At 63.2% G+C, this 18,513-nt stretch carries 20 protein-coding genes and 1 riboswitch; of the genes, 10 read left to right on the forward strand and 10 right to left on the reverse strand.

Features of this window, described 5'->3' with window-relative positions:
- Positions 1-175 precede the first annotated feature (175 nt).
- On the forward strand, positions 176-1,117 hold the full coding sequence (locus J7I86_RS12895; RefSeq protein WP_286179732.1) for a septum formation family protein: 942 nt from the start codon (positions 176-178) through the stop codon (positions 1,115-1,117).
- A gap of 4 nt (positions 1,118-1,121) precedes the next feature.
- Here J7I86_RS12895 and clpB read toward each other — a convergent pair whose 3' ends face one another.
- Positions 1,122-3,785: an ATP-dependent chaperone ClpB gene (gene clpB / locus J7I86_RS12900; protein WP_214820411.1), complete on the reverse strand. Its 2,664-nt coding sequence runs from the start codon at positions 3,783-3,785 to the stop codon at positions 1,122-1,124.
- A 150-nt stretch (positions 3,786-3,935) separates the two neighbouring features.
- Between clpB and J7I86_RS12905 the strand changes: the two genes are divergently transcribed.
- Entirely contained in the window at positions 3,936-4,553 is a 618-nt protein-coding gene (locus J7I86_RS12905; protein ID WP_214820412.1) for an MSMEG_1061 family FMN-dependent PPOX-type flavoprotein, read from the forward strand.
- Positions 4,554-4,593: 40 nt separating this feature from the next.
- On the opposite strand, the gene J7I86_RS12910 is transcribed toward J7I86_RS12905, so the two are convergent.
- Genes J7I86_RS12910 through J7I86_RS12925 form a run of 4 tightly spaced genes read right to left on the reverse strand, consistent with a single transcriptional unit; the run spans position 4,594 to position 7,700 of the window.
- On the reverse strand, positions 4,594-5,667 hold the full coding sequence (locus J7I86_RS12910) for a sulfate/molybdate ABC transporter ATP-binding protein (protein ID WP_214820413.1): 1,074 nt from the start codon (positions 5,665-5,667) through the stop codon (positions 4,594-4,596).
- The gene (locus J7I86_RS12915; protein WP_214820414.1) at positions 5,664-6,476 is read right to left on the reverse strand and encodes an ABC transporter permease; all 813 of its coding nucleotides are present in this window, start codon (positions 6,474-6,476) and stop codon (positions 5,664-5,666) included. Before J7I86_RS12915 ends, J7I86_RS12910 begins: the two co-directional genes overlap by 4 nt.
- Before the next feature lie 16 nt (positions 6,477-6,492).
- Complete coding sequence (modA, locus tag J7I86_RS12920; RefSeq protein ID WP_214820415.1) at positions 6,493-7,293, reverse strand: molybdate ABC transporter substrate-binding protein; 801 nt, start codon at positions 7,291-7,293, stop codon at positions 6,493-6,495.
- A complete protein-coding gene (locus tag J7I86_RS12925) occupies positions 7,290-7,700 on the reverse strand; it encodes a molybdopterin-binding protein (protein ID WP_214820416.1) in 411 nt (136 codons plus the stop codon). The genes modA and J7I86_RS12925 overlap by 4 nt, the downstream gene beginning before the upstream one ends.
- Before the next feature lie 270 nt (positions 7,701-7,970).
- Here J7I86_RS12925 and J7I86_RS12930 point away from each other — a divergent pair, with 270 nt between their 5' ends.
- Entirely contained in the window at positions 7,971-8,120 is a 150-nt protein-coding gene (locus J7I86_RS12930; RefSeq protein ID WP_214820750.1) for a hypothetical protein, read from the forward strand.
- A gap of 131 nt (positions 8,121-8,251) precedes the next feature.
- Complete coding sequence (locus J7I86_RS12935; RefSeq protein WP_214820418.1) at positions 8,252-9,121, forward strand: DUF4031 domain-containing protein; 870 nt, start codon at positions 8,252-8,254, stop codon at positions 9,119-9,121.
- Positions 9,122-9,260: 139 nt separating this feature from the next.
- On the opposite strand, the gene J7I86_RS12940 is transcribed toward J7I86_RS12935, so the two are convergent.
- The 3 genes from J7I86_RS12940 to J7I86_RS12950 all read right to left on the reverse strand — a co-directional run bounded on the left by J7I86_RS12940 (position 9,261) and on the right by J7I86_RS12950 (position 10,956).
- Positions 9,261-9,662: a YccF domain-containing protein gene (locus J7I86_RS12940; RefSeq protein WP_214820420.1), complete on the reverse strand. Its 402-nt coding sequence runs from the start codon at positions 9,660-9,662 to the stop codon at positions 9,261-9,263.
- Between the two features lie 135 nt (positions 9,663-9,797).
- Positions 9,798-10,250, reverse strand: coding sequence for an SRPBCC domain-containing protein (locus J7I86_RS12945; RefSeq protein ID WP_214820422.1), 453 nt, complete (start codon positions 10,248-10,250; stop codon positions 9,798-9,800).
- A 109-nt stretch (positions 10,251-10,359) separates the two neighbouring features.
- A complete protein-coding gene (locus J7I86_RS12950; RefSeq protein ID WP_214820725.1) occupies positions 10,360-10,956 on the reverse strand; it encodes a phosphoribosylanthranilate isomerase in 597 nt (198 codons plus the stop codon).
- Positions 10,957-11,053: 97 nt separating this feature from the next.
- On the opposite strand from J7I86_RS12950, the gene J7I86_RS12955 reads away from it, so the two are divergent.
- The 5 genes from J7I86_RS12955 (at position 11,054) to J7I86_RS12975 (ending at position 14,444) form a co-directional block, all read left to right on the forward strand.
- On the forward strand, positions 11,054-11,692 hold the full coding sequence (locus tag J7I86_RS12955) for a HutD family protein (protein WP_214820424.1): 639 nt from the start codon (positions 11,054-11,056) through the stop codon (positions 11,690-11,692).
- Positions 11,693-11,749: 57 nt separating this feature from the next.
- Positions 11,750-11,815: riboswitch (guanidine-III (ykkC-III) riboswitch) on the forward strand.
- A gap of 10 nt (positions 11,816-11,825) precedes the next feature.
- Positions 11,826-12,140, forward strand: coding sequence for a multidrug efflux SMR transporter (locus J7I86_RS12960; protein WP_211713729.1), 315 nt, complete (start codon positions 11,826-11,828; stop codon positions 12,138-12,140).
- 2 nt (positions 12,141-12,142) lie between these two features.
- Entirely contained in the window at positions 12,143-12,526 is a 384-nt protein-coding gene (locus J7I86_RS12965) for a multidrug efflux SMR transporter (protein ID WP_286179733.1), read from the forward strand.
- A 250-nt stretch (positions 12,527-12,776) separates the two neighbouring features.
- Positions 12,777-13,784, forward strand: coding sequence for an aldo/keto reductase (locus J7I86_RS12970; protein ID WP_214820425.1), 1,008 nt, complete (start codon positions 12,777-12,779; stop codon positions 13,782-13,784).
- 9 nt (positions 13,785-13,793) lie between these two features.
- Positions 13,794-14,444: an MBL fold metallo-hydrolase gene (locus J7I86_RS12975; protein WP_214820426.1), complete on the forward strand. Its 651-nt coding sequence runs from the start codon at positions 13,794-13,796 to the stop codon at positions 14,442-14,444.
- 67 nt (positions 14,445-14,511) lie between these two features.
- Here the strand turns inward: J7I86_RS12975 and J7I86_RS12980 are convergent, their stop codons facing one another.
- Both J7I86_RS12980 and J7I86_RS12985 read right to left on the reverse strand, forming a co-directional pair.
- Complete coding sequence (locus tag J7I86_RS12980; protein ID WP_214820427.1) at positions 14,512-16,233, reverse strand: DEAD/DEAH box helicase; 1,722 nt, start codon at positions 16,231-16,233, stop codon at positions 14,512-14,514.
- 350 nt (positions 16,234-16,583) lie between these two features.
- Positions 16,584-17,978: an MFS transporter gene (locus J7I86_RS12985; RefSeq protein WP_214820428.1), complete on the reverse strand. Its 1,395-nt coding sequence runs from the start codon at positions 17,976-17,978 to the stop codon at positions 16,584-16,586.
- A gap of 68 nt (positions 17,979-18,046) precedes the next feature.
- On the opposite strand from J7I86_RS12985, the gene soxR reads away from it, so the two are divergent.
- Entirely contained in the window at positions 18,047-18,502 is a 456-nt protein-coding gene (gene soxR / locus J7I86_RS12990) for a redox-sensitive transcriptional activator SoxR (RefSeq protein ID WP_214820429.1), read from the forward strand.
- Positions 18,503-18,513: the final 11 nt, after the last annotated feature.

Here is an 18,513-nt window from a genome sequence, read left to right on the forward strand (position 1 = left end):
TGGTCAATTTGTCGTATGTCTAGATTACATGCTTTCGGGGGTGCCTGCGTGCCACCTGGACCCTGCGTCCGGGCCGACTGCAGCCGAAACCACGCCCATAGACCTCCAAGAGGGGCGAAAATTGGGTAGAGTCTGCCTCAATGCGGCTCCACAGCAGGAAGGCACACCCCGGAATATGAGTCAGGACAACACTTCACCCCGCGATGGCGCACCACGCGAACAAGGCCAGGATGGAGTACCTTCCGCGCCCCAGAAGCCGTCATCAGCGGGCCAACAACCGCCGGCAGCTCCGTGGACGCCGCCCTCAGGCCTGCAACCGGATCCCGCCCCTGACCTCGACCCCGACTTCGTCCCCAACCCGGCAGACCAGCCCGACCCCGCTTTGCCGCCCACGGATGCCGGGTCAAGCAAGAGCGCCGACGCACCCGTTTACGCGGGACCCCAACCTTATGCAGGCCAGCAGCCTGACGTCAGCCAACAGCCGTACTCAGGGCCACAGGCCTACGCGGGGCAGCAGCCGTACGCCGGCGAGCAGCCGTACCCTGGCCAGGAATGGCCGCCACGGCCCAACGGGCAGCCGGGGCCCGATGCGCCGCCGGAACCCCACGGGGATCCGGTCAAACGGCAACGATGGGTCATCGGCGGAATCGTTGTTGGCGTTCTGATACTCATTGGTGTTGTCATTTGGGTCCTGCTCAACCTGCTGGGGACGCGACCCGAAGCATCAGTATCTTCGCCCAGCGCAGCTCCTACAGCCGGCCCTCTCCCCCGCGACGCGGAGGCCAAGGACTTCCAGGTGGGCGACTGCTTCTCAGACTTTGATGCCAATTCCTCAAAAGCCAGAGCCGTGGCTTGCGATACCGAACACTCGGCCCAGCTGGGCGCCGTGTTCAGCTACCCGGCTGAGGAGTCCTTCCCTGGAACCAACGCTCTGAAGGACAAAGGACGCGAAGTCTGCAAAAGCGTGAAGCTCAACGAGGCGGCCGACAACTACGTACTGCTCCAGCAGAACGTCTACCCGAGCACCACCAGTTGGGATCGGGGCGACCGCCGCGTTGATTGCTTCATCGTGGTGGATTCAGGCAACACCATCAACGAAGATCTCCTCAAGAAGTAGCCCGCTATCCCTGCTTCCTGCGGACCGTGAGTCCCGTACCGGCGGGAGTGCCGCCGTCGGGACCCGTCAGCGCTTCGAAGCCCTCAACGGTGAGTTCGTCAAGGTCAGCGGCAGTGTCCACCAGCACTGTGTCGCCGTCCATGATCTCGCCTGCCAGGATCTCCTTAGCCAGACGGTCGCCGATTTCGCGCTGGACAAGCCGGCGTAGTGGCCGCGCGCCGTAAGCGGGGTCGAAGCCGGACATGGCCAACCAGGCACGTGCGCCGTCGGTGACTTCCAGGCTAAGCCGACGATCCCGGAGCCGGTTGCTCAACTCGGCGACGTGCAGCTCCACAATCCGGGCAAGTTCCTCCACGGACAGCGGATCGAAGAGGACAATCTCATCCAGGCGGTTCAGGAACTCGGGCTTGAATGACGCCTGCACCACCGCCATCACAGCTTCCCGCTTGGCTCTGGCATCCAAGGACTGGTCCACAAGGAACTGGCTTCCGGAGTTGGAGGTCAGCACCAGGATGGTGTTGCGGAAGTCCACAGTACGGCCCTGGCCGTCTGTCAGGCGGCCATCGTCCAGAACCTGCAGGAGGATGTCAAAGACCTCGGGGTGGGCCTTCTCCACCTCATCCAACAGCACCACGGAGTATGGCCTGCGACGAACAGCCTCAGTCAGTTGGCCGCCTTCCTCGTAGCCCACGTATCCCGGAGGGGCGCCCACCAAACGAGCTACCGAGTGCTTCTCGCCGTACTCGGACATATCGATCCGAATCATGGCGCGTTCGTCGTCGAAGAGGAAGTCCGCCAAGGCCTTGGCCAGCTCCGTCTTTCCCACACCTGTGGGCCCCAGGAACAGGAAGGAACCCGTGGGACGGTTGGGATCACTGATGCCGGCACGGGCACGGCGGACGGCATCGGATACAGCTTGAACGGCTTTGCTCTGCCCGATGAGGCGCTTACCGAGCTCCTCTTCCATGTGCAGCAGTTTCTGCGACTCACCTTGAAGCATGCGACCGGCCGGAATCCCCGTCCACGCCGAAATGACTTCCGCAATGTCATCCGCAGTGACGTCCTCGGCGACCATCAGTTCCGGTTTTGAATCGCTCCGGGCCGACTCCTCCTCTGCAGCAGCGCTCAGTTCCCGCTCCAACGCGGGCAGTTCGCCGTAAAGAATCCGCGACGCCGATTCGAGGTCGCCCTCGCGTTGGGACTTGTCCGCAGCCGAACGCAGCTCGTCGATCTTCGCCTTGAGATCACCAACCCGGTTCAGCCCGGCTTTCTCGGCTTCCCAGCGCGCGTTCAAGGCGCTCAGTTCCTCGTTCTTATCGGCCTTGTCCGCACGCAGCGCTGCCAGCCGTTCCACTGAGGCAGGATCCGTCTCGCCCTGCAGGGCCAGTTCCTCCATGGTCAAACGGTCCACGGCACGGCGGAGTTGGTCGATTTCCTCGGGCGCGGAGTCGATCTCCATGCGGAGTCGGGAAGCGGCTTCATCCACGAGGTCAATTGCCTTATCCGGAAGCTGCCTGCCGGAGATGTACCGGTTGGACAGTGTTGCGGCTGCGACCAGTGCGGAGTCGGCAATGGCCACCTTGTGGTGTGCCTCGTAACGTTCCTTCAGACCACGGAGGATACCGATGGTGTCCTCCACGCTGGGTTCGCCAACATAGACCTGCTGGAAACGGCGTTCCAAAGCAGGATCCTTTTCGATGTTTTCACGGTACTCGTCCAAGGTGGTGGCCCCTATCAGGCGCAACTCACCGCGGGCCAGCATGGGCTTGAGCATGTTTCCGGCATCCATGGCACTCTCACCAGTGGCACCGGCACCCACGACCGTGTGGATCTCATCAATAAACGTGACGATCTGCCCGTTGGAGTTCTTTATTTCCTCCAGGACAGCCTTCAGGCGTTCTTCGAACTCGCCACGGTACTTGGCGCCGGCCACCATGGACGCGAGATCCAAAGCGATGAGGGTTTTGCCGCGCAGGCTTTCCGGAACGTCTCCGGCCACCATGCGCTGGGCAAGCCCTTCGACGACGGCAGTCTTGCCAACGCCCGGTTCACCAATCAAAACGGGGTTGTTCTTGGTGCGGCGGCTCAGGACCTGGACCAGGCGCCGGATTTCACTGTCACGGCCGATCACGGGATCCAGTTTGCCGGAACGGGCCACGGCAGTAAGGTCCGTGCCGAACTTCTCCAAGGCTTGGAAAGTGTTCTCCGGATCCGGGGAGTTGACGTTCCTGTCCCCCCGGACTCCCGGCAGGGCGGCCAGCAGCGCCTCATGGGAGGCTCCGGCGTCGCGCATCAACTTGCCCACCGCGTCACTTCCGGCCGAGAGGCCCAGCAGCAAATGCTCCGTCGAAACAAAAGAGTCGCCGAGTTTGTCGGCCTCGTTCTGGGCAGCCTGGATGGCCTGCATGGACTGGCGGGACAACTGCGCTTGCTGGACCGAGCTGCCCGAGGATGATGGCAGCGACTTGATGGCCGAGCTGGCTTGGACGCTAACGGCGTCGGGATCGGCGCCCGTGGCGCGCAACAACGCCACAGCAACGCCCTCGCGCTGGTCCATGAGGGCTTTCAGCAGGTGGGCGGGCTCAAGCTGCGGGTTACCGGCAGTCGAAGCGTTCATGGCGGCCGCAGAAAGGGCCTCCTGGCTTTTGGTGGTGAATTTGACGTCCAAAGAGTGCTCCCTTTCTGGAGTGATGCCTATGGTTTCAAAGTTGAGTCTACTACGCTCAACTTTGCTTTGGAGATCGCTGGGTTCCATGTTTGCCCACGGCGAAACTGCTGTCCAGAGTCCGCCGGTTTCGGGGGAAAGTAGGCTGGGGCGATGAACACCATTTCAACCGCGGCCGAACTTGAGGAACTCATCGGATTACCCCTCGATCGCACCAGGAAGAAGGTGCGCACCTCCCTCAGCGATTTCGACCGCCAATGGCTGGCAGCCAGCCCTTTTTGCGTGATCTCGACGACCGACGCACAGGGTCGCGTGGACGCCTCACCCAAGGGCGATCCCGCAGGCTTCATTCAGGTCCTGGACGAACACACCATCGCCATCCCGGAGCGGCCCGGCAACAAGCTGGTGTTCGGCTTCCACAACATCCTGGAAAACCCGAACGTCGGCATCCTTTCCGTGGTTCCGGGCCGTGAGGATACCCTCCGGATCAACGGGACCGCACAGATTGTCCGCGACGCCGACTTCTTCGATCTCATGGTGGTCAAAGGGCACCGGCCCCGTGCCGCCGTTGTGGTTACGGTGGAAGAAGTGTTCACGCATTGTGGCAAAGCCTTCATGCGGAGCGGGCTGTGGCAACCGGAAACCTGGGGCCCTGACGGTTTGCCGAGCATCGCCGTACTGGCTCAAACCTATACGCAACCCGAAACGCCACTGGAGGACCTGGAGTCTTACTACGGGCCCTCGTATGCAGAACGAATGTACCGGGAGTAGCGCCTGGGGCATGCAGCCTGGGGCATCCAGTCCAAGGTGTTCAGGCCGGGTAGACCGAAACCAGCGCAGATTTGACCACAAACCTGACTTCCATACCCGGCACCAGACCTAAGTCAGCGGACGCCGCAGGAGTGATATCGGCTGACAAAGCCTGAGCGGGTGGCCCGCTGCTGGCCCGGACGCGGATCTGATCCCCGTACGGTTCCAGGTCCGTTATGGTCACCGGGAACGAATTGCGAGGACTCCCGTGCACGTCGCCCAGAAAGACGGAAACGCTCGACGGCGGGAAGGCCGCCACGCCCGCCTGACCGGGAACGGGTGTCCAGTGGGGGTCGTGCTGGCCAGCGAAAACCCGGCCATCCGGCGTCGTAATTCCCTCGGATGTAGTGGCCCCGGCCACGAGATTCAGTCCTGCGAGCCCGGCAGCAAAGTGGCTTCTTGGCCTTTCAAGAACCTGGCGCGTGGGTCCTTCCTCCGTGATGCGGCCGCCCTCCGCCACAATGACCCGGTCGGCGAGCATGTAGGCGTCCAGAATGTCGTGCGTGACAATGATGGCTTTCCGGTTTTTCAGTACCCGTTTGAGGACACGGCGAAGCAAGGGCGCTGCGTGGATGTCCAGGGCGGCCATGGGCTCATCGAGCAGGAGGAGCTCGGGCTCAGCAGCCAAAGCGCGTGCCACCGCAACGCGTTGCGCCTGCCCGCCGGACAACTGCGCAGGCTTCCGGTCTGCCAAGTCCAGCGCATCTACTTCGGTCAGCCAGCGCTGCGCAGATTCCCGCGAGGCAGCCTTGGAAGCGCCCGCACTGCGCGGACCGAATGCCACGTTGTTCAGGGCATTCAGATGCGGAAACAGGAGCGCTTCCTGGGCCAGCAGTGCAGTTCCACGCAGGTGGGGCGGGGTCCAAAAGTGGGTGCGGTCGTCGAGCGTGAACAGCTCTTTGTCGCCGATTCGCGCCGAGCCGGCGTTGGGCCGCAGCAGACCCGCGATCACACTCAGCAGAGTGGACTTTCCGGCGCCATTGGGCCCGAGAATTGCTACCGTTTCTCCGTCCGCCAGGCTTACGGCCATGTCGAAGTTCCTGTCGCGGAGGCTGGCCTGCAGCTCAAAACTCATGGCTGAACCTCCGCTGGGGCACTGCTGCGTCGGCGACCGTAGCTGAGCCCAACCACCGCAACTGCTACCACCACCAGCACCAAGGAAAGTGCGACTGCAGCATCGGCGTCAGTCTCGCGCTGCAAGTAGATTTCCAGTGGAAGGGTACGGGTAATACCCTCCAAACTGCCTGCGAAAGTCAAAGTGGCGCCGAACTCACCCAAGCTGCGCGCGAACGACAGTACGGCCCCCGACGCGAGCCCTGGCAGGACCAGCGGCAGCGTGACCCGCCGAAGAACGGTGGTGGGCCTCGCGCCGAGGGTCGCCGCGACAGCCTCGTACCTGCTTCCTGCTGATCGGAGCGCGCCTTCCAGGCTGACCACCAGGAATGGCAAAGCCACGAAAGTTTGAGCCAGAACAACCGCCGCAGTAGAGAAAGCGATCTGAATTCCGGCCAGTTCGAGGGACTTTCCGAGGAGGCCCTGCCTGCCGAAGGTGTAAAGGAGCGCGAGGCCGCCGACGACGGGGGGCAGCACCAGTGGCAACAGGACGAACGAGCGGAGAAGCCTCTGTCCGGGGAACTCGCCGCGGGCAAGCACCAAAGCCAAGGGAACTCCCAAGACGATGCAGAGAACGGTGCTGGCTGCGGAGGTCCTCAAACTCAGGCCCAACGCGGCAATGGAAGAATCCGAGGTAATGAGTGGAATGAACTGTGGCCAATTCACCCGCAGCAGCATCGCCACCAAGGGAAGCACCATCAGAAGTCCACCCACAGCGGCGATGACATAAATCCATCGCGGGATGCCGTAGTAGCCGCTGCGCTTGATCATGCCCGGGTGGCCTCCGCTACGGCGTTCCGAAGCCGGCGTCCCGGAGGACCTTCTTGCCTGCTTCACTGGTGACGTTCGCGATGAAAGCAGCTGCGAGTTCCTTGTTCTTGCTGGTGCCAACCGTGGCAATCGGGTAGGTGTTGACGGCCTTCTCCGATTCCGGGAACGGAATGCCCTTGACCTTGTCGCCGGCCGCCTTGACGTCCGTTACGTAGACCAGGCCCGCGTCGGCTTCGCCCGAAGTGACTTTGCCGAGGACATCGGTCACGGACGATTCCTCGCTGACCGGCTTCAACATAGTCCCCGCGGCCTTTTCAGCGGCCTCGGTTGCTGCGCCGCAGGGAACCTGGCTTGCGCAGGTCACCACTTTAACGCCGGACTTGGCAAGGTCCGCAAAGGAAGAGATCGACGCCGGGTTGGCGGGCGGGACGGCGATCTCAAGGACGTTGGTAGCGAAGTTGGTTGCGGTTCCGTCCACGAGGCCCTGATCGGCGAGCTTGCTCATGTTCTTGGTGTCCGCCGAAGCGAAAACGTCCGCGGGAGCACCCTGGGTGATCTGTGTGACCAGATCGGAGGAGCCCGCAAAGCTGAGCGTCACTTTGGTGCCCGGGTGCTGGACTTCGAAGTCCTTGGCCAGTTGGGTGAAGGTGGTCTTGAGGGATGCGGCAGCAAAAACAGTGATCTCTCCAGACGTGGAGGACCCCGGGCTGGCCGAGCCCGTGGACGGGCGTGTGGTGCCGGACGCGCAGGCCCCCAGGCTCACGGCCAAGGCACCCACAACAAGCACTGTGGCGAAAGGCTTGCGGGTGATCCTCATATGATGCTCTTTCCCTGCGGTGTTTCGATGATGACGGTGGTGGCCTTCACCACGGCTGTGGCCACCGAGCCCAGTTCAAGGCCGAGCTCCCGAACGGCTTCGCTGCTCATGAGCGACACCACGCGGAACGGACCACACTGAAGCTCTACTTGTGCCATGACCTTGTCAGTTGTGATGCCAGTGACCAGGCCGACGAAGCGGTTGCGGGCTGAGCTTGCTGCCCGGGAGCGATCATCCGGAAGATGGGACTGTTCCCGGGCAAGCGTGGCCAGCTCCAGTCCGTCCACTGCCAAGCGCCCGGCTGCGTCCTTGCGAGCGGTAAGCGTTCCGTTCTCCGTCCACCGCCTTACGGTGTCATCGCTGACGCCAAGGAAACGGGCGGCATCCGAAATTCGTATCTGCGGCATACAGGCATCTTAGTGCCGCATTTGCGGATTAATGTTCTCTAATGATCCGCAGACGAAATATGAATGTGCGAGAGGGGCGCCTACGTCCGCACCCTTTACCGCCGTCTGCACCTCTTTGGCGTTCCCATCGCACCCGGTGCCGCACGACGCACCCGTAAACTCTGGTGCGCATGGCGGAAAGTGGTGCGCCGCCGTCGTCGTCCTCTAGCCGCGGGAGACCCGCCGCCGTACCCTGTTCTAGGGGAGAGTTTCCGACGCAAAGGAACGTTCATGGCATGGATTCGTCTGAACAGCCCGTACTACGACGAAGCCCGAAAACTCTTCAACGCGATGATCGGCCACGAGCCAGCTGTGATCGGCAAGTACCCTGATCCCGGCAAGGTAGCTGAGGCACGGAGGTATGGGCAGAACATGCCCTGAGTTGACCTACGCTCCTTCCCAGTTGCCGTGATCAGCGCGGGCAGTGAAGCCTGTACTTCCGGGACGGCAGCACGGCGGTAGACGTCCCGATGGCCGGCAACTGGGAAGGATCACATGGGTACACTTTGGCAATGGCCATCTACGTCGATCCGCCCTTGTGGCCAGCGCATGGAACCGTCTTTTCGCACCTGGTTTCGGACACGTCGCTGGACGAGCTGCATGCATTCGCGGCCGCCGCCGGAGTTCCCGAGCGAGCCTTCGACGGAGACCACTACGACGTCCCCGAACGCCGATACGACGACCTCATTTCTGCGGGCGCCATCCCTGTGGAGGCCCGCATCCTGGTCCGCAAGCTCATTGCCAGCGGACTACGCATCCCGGCTCGTGAACGGAGCAAGGCCTTGACAGTACCGTTGATGGAACGTTGGAACAGCACCTACCCCGGCCATGAGGAGCTGGGCCTTGAGCTGCTGGAACGCTGGGGAGAAGACCGCCGGAAGTATCACAGCCGGACACATCTCCTGGCAGTCCTCGAGGCCTTGGATGTGCTGGCGGAACCGGAGCAGCCTGCCCGAACCGTGGTCTTGGCTGCGTGGTTTCACGACGCCATCTATAAAGGAGTTGCCGGGCAGGACGAAGAAGAGTCCGCACGCTTGGCCGAAGAACGGCTCACGGCTGCCGGTTTGGCTCCGCACGAGGTGGCCGAGGTGGCACGCTTGGTACGGCTCACCGCCACTCACAGCCCAAAGACTGGCGACTACGCGGGTGCGCTTTTGTGCGACGCCGACCTCTCAGTGCTCGGCGGCGACCAGCAGTCCTATGCTCGCTACCTTGCCGCCGTCCGTGAAGACTACGCCCACGTCAGCGACCCGGACTTCGCGAAGGGTCGCGCCGCCGTCGTACGTCACCTCCTCAGCCTTGACCCGCTGTTCCACGGCGAACGCGCCAAGGCGCTCTGGTCACAGGCTGCGCGTAGGAACCTCGCCGGCGAACTCGCGTGAGCGGTTCGCTCAGCGAACCCGGTGCACCGCAACGGCAGCTGCCGTAAGTTCTCTCCCCGATTAGATGATTCGCTGCTGGCTAGACGGTAGGAGTCGTCTGCCCCGCAGCGAGTCGTCTATATGGATGGAAGGCGCCGGCTCAGCGGTAGGTGCTGACGAACGGCTGGCTGGTGGGCACAATCTGCTTGCCGAGGGGCATCAGCGACACCGGGATCAGCTTCAGATTGGCGATGGCCAGCGGGATTCCGATGATGGTTATGGCCATGGCAACTGCCGTGACCACGTGACCGATCGCAATCCAGATGCCTGCAACCAGAAGCCAAATCACGTTGCCCAGGAGCGCAAACACCCCGGCACCGCCCGGCTTCTCAACCACCATTTGGCCGAACGGCCACAGGCAGTAAGCACCGATTCGGAACGAAGCGATGCCCCACGGGATGGTCACGATGAGCACGCAGCAAATGATGCCTGCTGCGAAGTAGCCCAAGGCCAGCCAGAACCCACCGAAGACAAGCCAGATGACGTTAAGGAGCGTTTTCATAGTCTTCATTCTCCCCTGCGGGACCGACAAAAAGCCTAGGGGTCTGCCCTGAATCTTCCCTGACTTCCAGGAGCACCTCGTGGTGCGCGCACTGCTGTGCTACGCCACGGGGCACCGGGGCACCGGGGCACCGGCTCAACCAGCCAGGATGCCGTCCAGCTTGTCGAATGAGGTAGCCCAGCCGTCGCGGGTCATTTCTACCCACTCTTCGGACGCAAACGGCCCCTGGGTGAGATTCATGCGGGTGCGTCCGTTGAGGTCCTCAAACTCAAGGTGCATTTCCTCGTACTCGTGGTCAGCGTCGGGGGCAGCTTTGGCCTGCGCCACCAAGAGAGCCGGGCTGTTGAGCTCGGTGATGGTGGCCTCGATGGGCGCCGACTGTTCACCGTTCTCATCCGACCACACCATCACTACCTGCCAAATCCCGCCAACCTTGGGCTCAACGATGATCTGGTCGCGGGGAGCCTCCACATCCACCGGCCCAAACCACTGGGTGAGCTTGTCCGGCTCCATCCAGGCTTCAAAAACCTTCTGGCGGGGAGCATCGAATTCGCGGCTCATGGTCAGGGTGTGCTGTTCCGTGCTCATTGCTTTAACTCCTGGTTTCGGTGATGCTCGATATCCAAGTAGTGGTTCGTCAAGGTAAATGTGTCGTCGTGAGCGAGCCTGGTCGGCCCCGCTGACACTATGAGTGAATCTAAGCTTTCGCAGCCTCGACGAAAGCCCGGATCTTGGCCAGGTCCTTCACTCCGCGGGATGCCTCAACGCCCGACGACACGTCCACTCCCCATGCGCCGGCCGCTGCTGCAGCGAATGCGACGTTCCCGGGTTCGAGTCCTCCTGCGAGCAACCACTCCCGGCCATCAAGGCCTTTGGCGCGCACCGAGGCGTAGTCCCAAGACTCCCCTGAGCCTGGAACTGCGGCATCGATCAAGAAAATGTCCTCGCCCAGATCAGCGAACTCATCCTGCGAGGCACCCATGGTGACGGCCCGGATGAGCCGCATCCCGGCGTCGTGCACTGTTGTGACATCGTCGGCTGTGCGGTGACCGTGCAATTGCACCCATTCGAGGCCGGCGGCACGTGCCGTAGCCACCGCATCAGCGGCGTCCTCATGCCGGAAAACACCCACAGCGTGAACACCGTCCGGCACCAGCGGCAGCAAGATGCGTACCTGGTCCGGGGTGACTTCGCGGGCACTGGAGGTGAGGACGAAACCGATCGCGTCCGCACCGGCGTCCACCGCTTCACGTACGGATTCGGGCGTGCTTAAGCCGCACACTTTGACGAACATTCCCGTGCCTCCAGCCGTAATCACAACGTTTTCCACATATGACGTTAGCAAGCCGCAATGCCAACGCAGAAGCGGCGTCCACCACTAGGCTGGTCGAATGGAGATTATCCGCTTTGCAGACATCTGTCCCGAACCGTGGCGCAACGGGGGCGGGGTGACGCGCGAACTCTCCAGCCATCCGAAGGCCGCTTCCGCACAGGACGGCGCCTGGGATTGGCGGGTCAGCATTGCAGACGTTTCCAAAGCGGGCGAGTTCTCTACCTTCCCGGGGATGGATCGTGTAATCACCATCATCGACGGCGAACTGCTGCTCCTCACCGTGGACGGCGCGGAGCACCCGCTCGAGAAATACCGTCCGTTCCGCTTCTCGGGGGAAGCCGCATCATCGGCAACGCTCCCCACCGGCAACGTCAGGGATCTGAACGTCATAGCGCGGACCGGCGCTTTCAAGGGCTACACCTCCATTGTCGAGATCTCCAAGAAGCGCGCGCACCCGGTCTTCGAGGGCCAACTGGCCGTCCTGCTTGAGGGTAAAGCCACGGTTGCGCCCGGCGCTGCTGTGGAGGAACAGACTGCTGAGGAAGCGTTGAGCGACGCCGCTCCAGGCGCCGGCGAACCTATCGAGTTGTCCCGTTACGACACCGTGGTGGGCTCGGATACGCGCAGCCCGGAGATATCAGGCCGGGGCTTCGTGGCAGTAATCTCGATCGACCAGGTGGAGCCATCGCACACCTGAGCTGGTGACCTTAACCACCAGAGGTGGCCCCTCCGCACAGGAGTTGCTAGCCTGAAATGAAGGTTCCCCTCTGGAACCTCCGGACGACGGTTCAGTACCCGGCACGCGACAAGACTGGCCAAAGGAAAATGTCATGTCGTGGTTAATTCTCATTTTCTCCGGAGCACTCGAAGCCGTCTGGGCCGCAGCTCTTCACCGGTCCAAGGGCTTTCGTAAACCAGTCCCCACCGTTGTGTTCCTGGTATCAGTCATTGCCAGCATGGCCGGCCTCGCCATCGCGATGCAATCCATCCCTACCGGCACGGCTTACGCAGTGTGGGTTGGCGTCGGCGTCGTTCTGACAGCCACCTACGCCATGGTGACCAAAGTTGAACGTGCGACGACGGCCCGGCTGCTCTTGCTCGCGGGAATCGGCGCATGTGTAGTTGGCCTGAAGGTGGTGGCATAGCCATGACTGAGAACACTGGAAATATCAAGAACACCGGCAACGGAATCTTCTGGATCATCCTCTTGGCTTCAGCGCTGCTCGAAGCTGTATGGGCCACAGCTTTGGGCCTCTCCAACGGTTTTACTCAACTCATGCCCACCGTGGTTTTCGCTATCACTGCCGTCCTGAGCATGCTCGGACTGGGTATCGCAGTGAAACGGATCCCCCTCGGCACTGCCTATGCAGTGTGGGTGGGAATCGGAGCTGCGCTGACTGTGGGTTGGGCCATGATCACAGGTGTGGAGTCCGCGAGTCCGCTGAAGCTGCTGTTCATTGCGGGAATCGTGGGCTGTGCTGCCGGTTTGAAGGCCCTGCCCGCTGAGAAGCCTACCGCCCAAGCCGAGTAGGGCAACTCCCCCAGGTTCCTGCCCCCGCTGGCGTAGCCCTCTGTGCCGCCGCAGGCTCGTACGTTTCCGCAGGCTCGTCCGTTTCGATGGTTCCCTGCACGCCATGCCGTTCGCCCGGCACGTCTGGCAGGGAACCCCCGAATCGGACAAGGGACGGGCCGGCCGGCACAGTCCGGGCCCCAGCAGGAATACGCACGCCAACCTCCGGGTTCACCCTTCAAGAGCATCCAAACGCGCATTGGAGAAGTTCATGACTGCAGTTCAGCTCGGCGATGGCCTCACAGTGAGCCCCCTCGGCTTCGGGGGAATGGCCCTCACCCCGGTCTATGGCGGAATAGATCCCGAGGAAGGCCTGAAAACGCTCAGGCATGCGGTGGATGCGGGTATCACGTTCATCGATACCGCGGATGTGTACGGCGCGGGCAGCAACGAGGAACTCGTGGGCAGGCTCTTGAAGGAGCGGCGCGACGAGATCCAAGTGGCCACGAAGTTTGGAATTGAGGGCAACCCCGCGGACGGGTACACGGGAGTCCGCGGGGATGCGCCCTACATCAGGCAGGCGGTGGAAGCGAGCCTCCGCCGCTTGGGCACTGATGTGATTGACCTCTACTACATGCACCGCCGTGACCTCCGCGTTCCGATAGTGGAAACCGTGGAGGCCATGGCGGAGCTGGTCCGAGAGGGCAAGGTCCGGCACCTCGGATTGTCTGAGGTGACAGCCGAGGAGCTCGGGCAGGCCAACGCTGTCCATCCCATTGCCGCTGTCCAGAGTGAATGGTCAATCTGGAGCAGGGATGTTGAGCTCAACGTTGTTCCTGCAGCCAAGGAACTTGGCGTCGGGTTCGTGCCTTATTCGCCGCTGGGCCGTGGCTTCCTTACGGGAACCGTCAGCGCGAGCGATCTCGGGGAAAATGACTTCCGCCATAAGATCCCCCGTTTTGATGACGAGGCACTTGATGCGAACCAAGCCGTAGTGGCTGCGGTTCGCGAGGTAGCCAGCGGGCTGGATGCAACTCCGGCCCAGGTAGCCCTGGCTTGGCTGTTCACCCAAGGTCAGCGCCTCGGGATTTCTGTGGTCCCCATCCCCGGCACGCGCAAAACGCACCGGATCGACGAGAACCTGGGGGCACTGTCCCTGCAACTGGGGACAGCACAACTTGAGGTGCTCAACCAAGCTGCGGCCGCCGTCGTGGGTTCACGTTCCGCGGACCCCAACTGGGTGTCCCAGGGCCGCGAAGACGACACCACCACTGCATAGACTGAAGCGATGGATTCGCTTATTCACTCATTGCGTGACGTCACTATCCGCAGCATTTCGGTCAGCGAGATGAACAACAACGCGTACCTGTTGACCTCGAAGTCCACAGGTGCGCAGTTGTTGATCGATGCCGCCGACGACCTTCCGGCCATTCAACAGCTTCTTGAGGACGCTGCAACTGATTCGCCGGCCCCGACCAAGCTGGCCAGGATTGCCACCACCCACCAGCACTGGGACCACGTCCGGGCTCTGGCGGAACTGGTGGAAGTCACCGGCGCAAGCACCTCAGCTGGGGCGGACGACGCCGATGCGTTGCCGGTTCCAGTGGATGTCCGGCTCGGTCACGGCGACGTTGAGCGGTTTGATGGCTTGGAGCTTACGGCGGTCCACCTGCGCGGACACACCCCGGGCTCGATCGCTTTTGTGTACCAGGATCCTGACGGACCGGCCCACATTTTCAGCGGGGACTCGTTGTTTCCGGGAGGCGTCGGCAACACTCAGAACGATCCTTCACGTTTCACTTCTCTGTTGAACGACGTGTCGGAGCGGCTGTTCGACGCTTACCCGGATGGAACCCTGGTGCACCCTGGCCATGGCTTGCCCACAACCCTTGGCGCCGAACGGCCACACCTTGCGGAGTGGCGCGCCCGAGGCTGGTGAATTGCGGGGCCTGCTCTGCGTTCCATTCCCAAGGAATAGCGCGCAGAGCGGGCCTCACAACGTGAGGTTAGCGGCCGCGACGCTCGTTCGAAGCCGGAGCCGATGCACGACGCGGGCCGCTGCGTGCCGGACGACCTGCACCCGAACCACCGCGACCGGAGTTACCTGAGGCCCCTGCACCGTAGGATCCGCCGGACGTAGCGCCCGTTGCGGAAGACCATACGGCCTTGTTTCCGCCGGTACGGGTGCTCGTGGTGGATGCCGTGCGCGGAGCCGAAGCCGAGCGCTGGCCGGTAGCCGGACGACCGCTGCGGCCGTTCTGGCCCTGCGAGCCGGGAACGTCATTGCGGTGAGTAGCGCCGGCCTTGCCGCGACCACGGGGGCTGCGGGCGACGTCGTCGTTCATTGCTGCACGGCGATCCGCACGGTTGGTGTCCGTACGAACCGGCTCAGCCCCAACCTTGCCGCGTCCGTTGCGACCGCCGCGGCCACCAGCGGTGGGAGCAGCCTGCGTGGAACGGCGTGCGCGCTTTCGCTGGGCGTTGGCGCCAGTAGACGTGCCGCCACCCTGCGGGGCTTTGGCCGCGAGGAGGGCCGCACGGGTGCGGGGATCAACCTTGTCAGCGATGTCGCCCACCAGCTTTGAAACCAGGGGTGAGTTGGCCGTGACGCGCTCGAAGCTGACGTCAACGCCGGCAGCCTTCATGAGCTTCTTGACGTCGCTCTGCTGCTCGGGGAGCGTCAAAGTCACTACGGTGCCATCGGAACCGGCGCGGGCCGTACGGCCGGAGCGGTGCAGGTATGCCTTGTGCTCTGTGGGCGGGTCCACGTGGATGACGAGTTCGACGTCGTCAACGTGCACGCCGCGGGCTGCGACGTCGGTGGCCACCAGGACGCGAACGTCACCGTTGGAGAACTCGGCAAGGTTGCGGTCGCGGGCGTTCTGCGACAGGTTGCCGTGAAGGTCGACGGCGGGGATGCCGGCGTCCGTGAGGGTCTTGGCAAGCTTGCGGGCGTGGTGCTTGGTCCGCATGAAGAGGACGCGGCGGCCGGCGCCGGAGGCCAGTTCAACAATGAGCTGCTTCTTGACGGTCTGGTCGTTGACCACCAGGACGTGGTGTTCCATGGTGGTGACAGCGGCCTGGGGATCGTCCACGGAGTGCGTCAGCGGGTTGGAAAGGTAACGGTTGACCAGCTTGTCAACACCGTTGTCCAACGTTGCGGAGAAGAGCAGGCGCTGACCCTGGGTGGGGGTCATGTCCATGAGCTTCTTGACCACCGGGAGGAAGCCGAGGTCAGCCATGTGGTCGGCCTCGTCCAGCACGGTGACTTCAACGGCCTCGAGGGTGAGGATGCGCTGGCGGATCAGGTCTTCGAGGCGGCCCGGGCAGGCGATGACGATGTCGACCCCGGCGCGCAGCGCCTTTTCCTGGCGTGCTTGGGAGATGCCGCCGTATATCACTGTGGTGTTCAGGCCCATGGCCTTGGCCAACGGCTCGATGGTGGCGTTGATCTGGGTTGCCAGTTCACGCGTCGGCGCAAGAACGAGGCCCATGGGGCGGCCCGGCTTGCGGAAGTGCTTTGCTTCGCGCTCGGCCAAGCGGGCTACGAGCGGGATGGCGAAAGCGATGGTCTTGCCGGAACCGGTGCGGCCACGGCCCAGGACGTCGCGGCCTGCGAGCGTATCCGGGAGGGTCTTGACCTGGATGGGGAATGCCTCTTCGATGCCATCTGCGGCGAGGGATTCAGCAATGGGCTTGGGCGTGCCAAGGGCAGCAAAAGTAGTCATAAACTTCATGTCTTTCGGGCGGTGTCCAAGTGCGGACATCGGCCCCCGACGCCGGTTGGGCCAGGGGTTCGCCGAGGAAAAGTCAGGTGGTCTACCGGTTCGCTTCGAGAGCTGTGGCCGGGACCAAATGGAACGCGTTCATCGACGCAGGATGTGCCTCTCACATGAAAAATGCCCCGCCGCGTAGCCTTTCAGGCCACCTGCTTCAGGGCGTCACCGCACATCAAGTGTTCCTAGCTTAGCAGTGTTTCTCCTGCGGGCCTGCATCGGGGCTGCTCAGACCCCCGTTGCGGGGCCCGCTTTGCGCGCTTCCGGGCCTCCGTAGCGCGCAGCGCAGGCCTCACAACGGGTCAGTAGTGGCGCGAAAGTTCGGGTTGCGCATCCGAGGCCCCCGCAGAAGCCGCGCCGGCGGCGACCCTGGGCGCTATGACGACCCCGACGACGGCGATGATCGCCGTTAGTGCGAAGACCCCCGCAAACGAGTTCGTCGTCGTAAATGCCGCGAAAACCAAGCCTGTAGCCGCAAGCGACAGTGCGCCGCCGAGAGAGTCGGAGATGGACATGGCCGCGCTGTTGAAGCCCTGGTTTTCCTCCGTGGAGAGCGCGAGCGTCATGACCGAAAGCCGCGGGTACATGAGCCCCATGCCGCCGCCAGCCAGGATCCACCCGGCAATGGCCACGGCTGCGGGCAGTGCGAACGCCGCGGTCACCAGGGTAGAGATCACGGCTATCAGCACCAAAAGAGCTCCGATCTTCACAGCGAGATCGTCCGCCAGCCGGGCACCGAGCCGCCCCTGGATTGCCGACGCCCCGGCCCATGCCAGCGCGGCACCGGTCAGTGTCAGCCCGGCGAAGGTGGGCGTGAACGCGTAGCGCTCAGTCAGCAGGTACGGCAGGTATACCTCGGCCCCGAAGAACGCCGCCGACGCCAGGCCGCGCACCAGGATCACACTGGGAAGGCCTCGGCGTGCAGTCAACGTTCCGCGCGGTACCAGTGGGCGGACGGCCACCAATGCAATGACAAGTGCGACGACGGCAATCACCCCACCGATGCCCGGCACCTCGGCGGAGAGGTTCAGTCCGAGGACGGCGACGGCTGCGAGCGCTGCCCATCCCATCCGGCCAAAGGCCCACGGAACAGGCTCGGCAGCGGGTTCGGTGTTCATGCCACGCACGGCGGGGACAACCATCAGCAACGCTGGAACAACCAGGCCGACAACGCCGAGGAACACCCAGTGCCAACTGCTGAGTTGGGCCACCACTCCGGCGGCGAATGGGCCAACCAGGGAAGGGACCACCCAGGAAGCAGCGAAGGCGGCGAAGATCTTGGGGTGCAGCGCCGGCGGGTATACGCGGGCAACCAGGACGTAGAGGGCCACGGTCATCGCACCGCCCCCGAGGCCCTGAACAAGTCGGCCCAACACCAGGATTTCCATGGTCCCTGCTGTGCCGGCGATGAGCAGGCCAAGCACAAACAACGCAACTGAGGAGTACAGGGGCGCCGCGGGACCACGACGATCTGACCAGTTGCCTGCCGCCACCATGCCCATGACGCCCGTGGCCAGCGGTCCAGCGAAGGCCAGCGCGTACAGGCTGGCCCCGTCCAGGTCGCGGCTGACGAGCGGCATGATGGTGGTCACCGCGAGGGATTCGAACGCGCTCAGGAACACGAGTGCGCACGCCCCCACGGTGGCAAGCAGGTATGGACGGCGGAGTATCCCGGCCGTTGAGGTGTCAGAGGTCATGGACGCCAGCCTAGAACCTCAACTATTGTTGAGGTCAATCCACCACGCGCCCCAACGAAAGCAAGGCCATGCCGTCAGTCGAAACGCACCGGCCCCTCACTATCGGTGAGCTGTCCGAACGGAGTGGAGTATCGGCGTCGGCCCTTCATTTCTACGAACGGAACGGGCTGATCGAAGCAGAGCGCACGGCTGGGAACCAGCGGCGGTACCGGCGGGACACGCTGCGGCGGGTCGCGTTCATCAAGACCTCACAACGGGTGGGCTTGCCACTGAAGGACATTCGCGAGGCGCTGGACTCTTTACCCGACGGCCGGACCCCCACCAAGCGCGACTGGTCCAAGTTGTCGTTGCGATGGCGCAAGGAGCTGGACGAGCGGATCGCGGCATTGCAGCACCTTCGGAACGACCTCGATGGGTGCATCGGCTGTGGCTGCTTGAGCCTAAAATCCTGCACGCTGCAGAACCCGTCGGACGAACTCGGGGCCTCCGGCGCGGGCGCCCAGCGTTGGACTTTGCCGGAATAGCAACAGGCATT

The organism is Arthrobacter sp. ISL-95, assembly GCF_018613695.1.
In the GTDB taxonomy this organism is placed as follows: Bacteria; Actinomycetota; Actinomycetes; order Actinomycetales; family Micrococcaceae; genus Arthrobacter.